Genomic DNA, 4,822 nt, shown 5'->3' with positions numbered 1-4,822 from the left:
CGACTGCGGGGCCTCCTCGGCCGGGGCGAGCGCCTCGACCTTGTCCTGCTGCGCGGCCTTGCGGGCGGCGGTCTTCTTGTTCACCTTCGGCTCGGCGACCTGAAGCTCCTCCACCAGCTCGATGATGGCCATCGGCGCGTTGTCACCCTTGCGCGGACCGGTCTTCACGATCCGGGTGTAACCGCCGGGGCGGTTGGAGTACCGGGGCGCGATCTGGTCGAACAGGGCGTAGACAACGTCCTTGTCCTTGACGACACCCAGCACCCGCCGCCGCGAGGCGAGGTCACCGCGCTTGGCCTTGGTGATGAGCTGCTCGGCCAGCGGACGCAGCCGGCGGGCCTTCGTCTCGGTGGTCTGGATCTTGCCGTGCTGGAACAGCGCGGTCGCCAGGTTGGCGAGCATCAGCCGCTCGTGCGAGGGGCTGCCGCCGAGGCGGGGGCCCTTGGTGGGCGTGGGCATTTTTGGTGCTCCTCAGTTGTGGCGGCAGCGCGGACTAGAGCTGCTCGGTCTCGCGGTAGTCGTCGGTGTCGTAGTCGGCCTCGCCGAAGGTGTCCACGACGTGCGCCGGGTCGAAGTTCGGAGCCGAGTCCTTCAGCCCGAGACCCATCCCGGCGAGCTTCATCTTGACCTCGTCGATCGACTTCTGACCGAAGTTGCGGATGTCGAGGAGGTCGGCCTCGGTACGCCCGATGAGCTCACCAACGGAGTTGATGCCCTCGCGCTTGAGGCAGTTGTAGGAGCGGACGGTGAGGTCCAGCTCCTCGATCGGCAGAGCGAGGTCCGCCGCCAGCTGGGCGTCCTGCGGGGACGGCCCGATGTCGATGCCCTCGGCGGTCTCGTCCAGCTCCCGGGCCAGCCCGAACAGCTCCACAAGCGTCGAACCGGCGGAGGCCAGCGCGGTACGCGGGCCCATCGACGGCTTGGTCTCGACGTCGATGATGAGCCGGTCGAAGTCGGTGCGCTGCTCGACGCGGGTCGCCTCGACGCGGTAGGTCACCTTCAGCACCGGCGAGTAGATCGAGTCGACCGGGATGCGGCCGATCTCGGCGCCGGACTGCTTGTTCTGTGCAGCCGTCACGTAGCCCCGGCCCCGCTCGACGGTCAGCTCCATGTCGAGCCGGCCCTTGCCGTTGAGGGTCGCGAGCTTGAGGTCCGGGTTGTGCACCGAGACGCCGGCCGGGGGCTGGATGTCGCCCGCCGTCACGTCGCCCGGGCCCTGCTTGCGCAGGTACATGCTGACCGGCTCGTCGTGCTCGGAGCTGACGCACAGCTCCTTGATGTTCATGACGAGCTCGACCACGTCCTCCTTGACACCGGGGATCGTGGTGAACTCGTGCAGCACGCCGTCGATCTTGATCGAGGTGACCGCCGCACCCGGGATCGACGACAGCAGCGTGCGCCGCAGCGAGTTGCCCAGGGTGTAGCCGAAGCCCGGTTCGAGCGGCTCGATGGCGAACCGCGACCGGGTCTCGTTGATCGACTCCTCGGAGAGGGAGGGTCGCTGGCTGATGAGCATGTTGTCTCTTCTCTTTCAGGACGCCCGCTATTTGACGTCCACGACACAAACTGTTCCGGTGGCCCGCCCCGAAGGGCGGGCCACCGCAACGAGCCCGACTACTTGGAGTAGAGCTCGACGATCAACTGCTCCTGGACCTGCGTGTCGATGACCTGCCGGGCCGGGAGGGAGTGCACGAGCACCTTCATCTGGCTGGGGATTGCCTCCAGCCAGGCCGGCACCGTCTTCGAACCGGCCTGAGCCTGCGCCACCACGAACGGGGTGAGCTCCTTGCTCTTGCCCCGGACCTCGATGATGTCGTGCTCCTTGACGCGGTACGACGGGATGTCGACCTTCTTGCCGTTCACCATGAAGTGACCGTGCTTGACCAGCTGGCGGGCCATGTCCCGCGAGTGGGCGTAGCCGGCCCGGTAAACGACGTTGTCCAGCCGCGACTCGAGGATCTGCAGGAGGACCTCACCGGTCTTGGCCTGCTTGCCAACGGCTTCCTCGTAGTAGCCACGGAACTGCTTCTCCAGCACGCCGTAGACGCGGCGGGCCTTCTGCTTCTCGCGGAGCTGGAGCAGGTACTCCGTCTCCTTGGTGCGGCCGCGGCCGTGCTGCCCGGGCGGGAACGGCCGGGACTCGAACGGGCACTTCGGGCCATCGCACTTGCTGCCCTTGAGGAACAGCTTCATCTTCTCCCGCCGGCAACGGCGGCAGTCAGCACCGGTGTAACGAGCCATCTCTCTCTACCTCTCAGACCCGACGACGCTTAGGCGGACGGCATCCGTTGTGCGGCTGCGGGGTGACGTCGGCGATCTGGCCGACCTCCAGCCCGACGGCCTGCAGCGAACGGATCGCGGTCTCCCGGCCGGAGCCGGGGCCCTTGACGAACACGTCGACCTTGCGCATGCCGTGCTCCATGGCCCGACGCGCGGCGGCCTCGGCGGCCAGCTGCGCGGCGAACGGAGTCGACTTGCGGGAGCCCTTGAAGCCCACCTGGCCCGCGGAGGCCCAGGAGATGACCGCACCGGTCGGGTCCGTGATGGACACGATGGTGTTGTTGAAGGTGCTCTTGATGTGCGCCTGCCCGTGGGCGACGTTCTTGCGTTCCTTGCGCCGGACCTTCTTGACAGCGGCTCCGGCACGAGCCTTCGGTGGCATAAGTCTGTGCGCTCCTAGTTGACTTTCCGGATTGGGTTGCGGCCCGCCCTACCTCGGCGGCGGCCGACCCCGTCATCCGGTTAAGAACTACTTCTTGCCGGGCTTCTTCTTGCCGGCGACGGTCCGCTTCGGGCCCTTGCGGGTCCGTGCATTGGTCTTGGTCCGCTGGCCACGCACGGGTAGGCCCCGGCGGTGCCGGATGCCGGCGTAGCAGCCGATCTCGACCTTGCGGCGGATGTCAGCGGCGACCTCGCGGCGCAGGTCGCCTTCAACCTTGTAGTTGCCCTCGATGTGGTCGCGGAGCTGCACGAGCTCCTCGTCCGTGAGGTCCCGAGCGCGCTTGTCCGGCGAGATGCCGGTGGCGGCGAGTGTCTCCAGGGCGCGGGTGCGACCGACCCCGAAGATGTAGGTGAGCGCGATCTCCATCCGCTTCTCGCGGGGGAGATCCACGCCGACTAGACGTGCCATGTGCGGGCGTACTCCTCGTGATGTGTGGCGGAGGTGTGGACCCGTCCCACCCCGCTACCGGCCGTCCCGTCTTTCCGACGCTGTCAGCGCCGGCGACCGGGATCGGTCGCTGCCCGAGCGGGCCCCGGCCTCCGACCGGGGGTCAGCCACGAAGAAGTACGTCTCGCGGCTGGGACGAGCATGTGTGATGTGTGTGTCGCTGAGGAACTGCCCGGACCAACGCCACCCGGCCGTGTTCCGACCGGACGGGCTGAGTCAGCCCTGGCGCTGCTTGTGGCGCGGGTCGCTGCAGATGACCATGACCCGGCCGTGCCGGCGGATAACCCGGCACTTGTTGCAGATCCTCTTGACGCTCGGCTTGACCTTCACGGTTGCCTTACTTCCCATCTGGCCCGGGGACGCGCGATGCGCGAGACCGGACGTCGAAGACGGACACGGGACTTCCCGGCCGACGTCAGGACTACTTGTAGCGGTAGACGATGCGCCCGCGGGTCAGGTCGTACGGCGAGAGTTCGACGACGACCCGGTCCTCCGGCAGGATGCGGATGTAGTGCTGCCGCATCTTGCCGCTGATGTGAGCCAACACCTTGTGGCCGTTCGCGAGCTCCACCCGGAACATGGCGTTCGGCAGGGGCTCGATGACCCGACCCTCGATCTCAATGGCTCCGTCTTTTTTCGGCATGTCCTCCGCTGTCCTGACGTCGATTGCTCCGGGCGGCCCACAACGTCTTACACGGGAAACTGACCAAGATCAGAAGCCCGCGCCAGCCGCGGCTCCAGGTCCCACCGAAGCGCAGGGTGGGCATGCCGGAGTGGACGCTGTGCGCCGAACAGAAAGTGTACGCCGGCCTGCGCGCCGTCGCCAAACCGGCCACCCACCGCAGCCTCGCGTCGGCCCCCGCTCCCCCACCCGGCCCTCGGATGATCTTCGCGGAGCCGCGCCCCACCGAATATCGATCATGAGGTTGTCGAGGCGAAACACCGCGATCGACGACACCAAGTCCATGATCATCGGGGTGGGTCAGGTTTCAGGCCCGGGGTCTTCCGGCCCGTCGGTGCGCAGCTCCCGGCGGCGCTCACGCTTGGCTCGCTTGCGCTCACGCCGGCGCTCCCGCTCGATCGCCTGCCGGCGCGGCTCTCCCCCGGCCAGCCCGCCGACTGTCCGGAGCAGCAGCACCACGCCCCAGGGCCCGGCCACCCACGCCGGCCAGAAGTAGAGCAGTTCCTGGCTCAGCAGCGAGGTCACGCCCCAGATGGTCACCACGATGGCGATCACCCTCGCGTACGGCAGCCAGACCTCGGCCAGCCAACGATTGACGTGGCCGTGCGCGAGCGGGCCGACGGGCGGCTCAGCCGGCGCGCTGGCCGGCCGCAGGGCCGAATGCTCCGGGGGCGTGACCGGGGGTAGATCGGTGAGCAGGGCGTCCAGCTCGGCGTACGTGCGCGCCGCGTAGGCCCGCTGCACCCGCTCGTCGTACTCGTGCAGGTCCAACCGCCCCTCGCCGAGGGCGGCCCGTAGCCGGTCGGCAACCACCTCGCGGTCCGCGTCCGCGGCTCGCATCCCGTCGCGCCCGTCCATGCCGGCAAGCATGCCACCGCCACGCCAGTCAGCCCGACCTCGAACATCGGTTGATCATGAAGTTATTGCCAGCCGCACCGGCGGGTCAGGGCAATAACTTCATGATCAACCGG

The 4,822-nt window shown here is 68.0% G+C and carries 8 protein-coding genes; all 8 read right to left on the bottom strand.

Going from position 1 to position 4,822, the window contains the following annotated elements; translation table 11 throughout:
• A partial coding sequence (gene rplQ, locus AB0J68_RS27300; RefSeq protein WP_363941185.1) for a 50S ribosomal protein L17 occupies positions 1 to 459 on the bottom strand: 459 nt, incomplete at its 3' end.
• A 34-nt stretch (positions 460 to 493) separates the two neighbouring features.
• Entirely contained in the window at positions 494 to 1,516 is a 1,023-nt protein-coding gene (locus tag AB0J68_RS27295) for a DNA-directed RNA polymerase subunit alpha (protein WP_007465227.1), read from the bottom strand.
• A 98-nt stretch (positions 1,517 to 1,614) separates the two neighbouring features.
• Positions 1,615 to 2,241: a 30S ribosomal protein S4 gene (gene rpsD / locus AB0J68_RS27290; RefSeq protein WP_354858640.1), complete on the bottom strand. Its 627-nt coding sequence runs from the start codon at positions 2,239 to 2,241 to the stop codon at positions 1,615 to 1,617.
• Positions 2,242 to 2,254: 13 nt separating this feature from the next.
• Positions 2,255 to 2,662 carry a 30S ribosomal protein S11 gene (gene rpsK / locus AB0J68_RS27285; RefSeq protein WP_030329919.1) on the bottom strand — a complete coding sequence of 136 codons (408 nt, stop codon included), beginning with the start codon at positions 2,660 to 2,662 and terminating at the stop codon, positions 2,255 to 2,257.
• 87 nt (positions 2,663 to 2,749) lie between these two features.
• Positions 2,750 to 3,130: a 30S ribosomal protein S13 gene (gene rpsM, locus AB0J68_RS27280; RefSeq protein ID WP_007465236.1), complete on the bottom strand. Its 381-nt coding sequence runs from the start codon at positions 3,128 to 3,130 to the stop codon at positions 2,750 to 2,752.
• Between the two features lie 255 nt (positions 3,131 to 3,385).
• The gene (gene rpmJ / locus AB0J68_RS27275) at positions 3,386 to 3,499 is read right to left on the bottom strand and encodes a 50S ribosomal protein L36 (protein WP_043965539.1); all 114 of its coding nucleotides are present in this window, start codon (positions 3,497 to 3,499) and stop codon (positions 3,386 to 3,388) included.
• Between the two features lie 91 nt (positions 3,500 to 3,590).
• Positions 3,591 to 3,812: a translation initiation factor IF-1 gene (infA, locus tag AB0J68_RS27270; RefSeq protein WP_007073013.1), complete on the bottom strand. Its 222-nt coding sequence runs from the start codon at positions 3,810 to 3,812 to the stop codon at positions 3,591 to 3,593.
• Positions 3,813 to 4,151: 339 nt separating this feature from the next.
• Positions 4,152 to 4,709, bottom strand: a complete 558-nt coding sequence (locus AB0J68_RS27265; RefSeq protein WP_355139099.1) for a DUF1707 domain-containing protein — start codon at positions 4,707 to 4,709, stop codon at positions 4,152 to 4,154.
• Positions 4,710 to 4,822 lie beyond the last annotated feature (113 nt).

Origin of the sequence: Micromonospora sp. NPDC049580 (genome assembly GCF_040675595.1) — a bacterium.
In the GTDB taxonomy this organism is placed as follows: Bacteria; Actinomycetota; Actinomycetes; order Mycobacteriales; family Micromonosporaceae; genus Micromonospora.
Note: the sequence above shows the minus strand (reverse complement) of the source record. Positions and strands in the feature narration are given on the sequence as shown.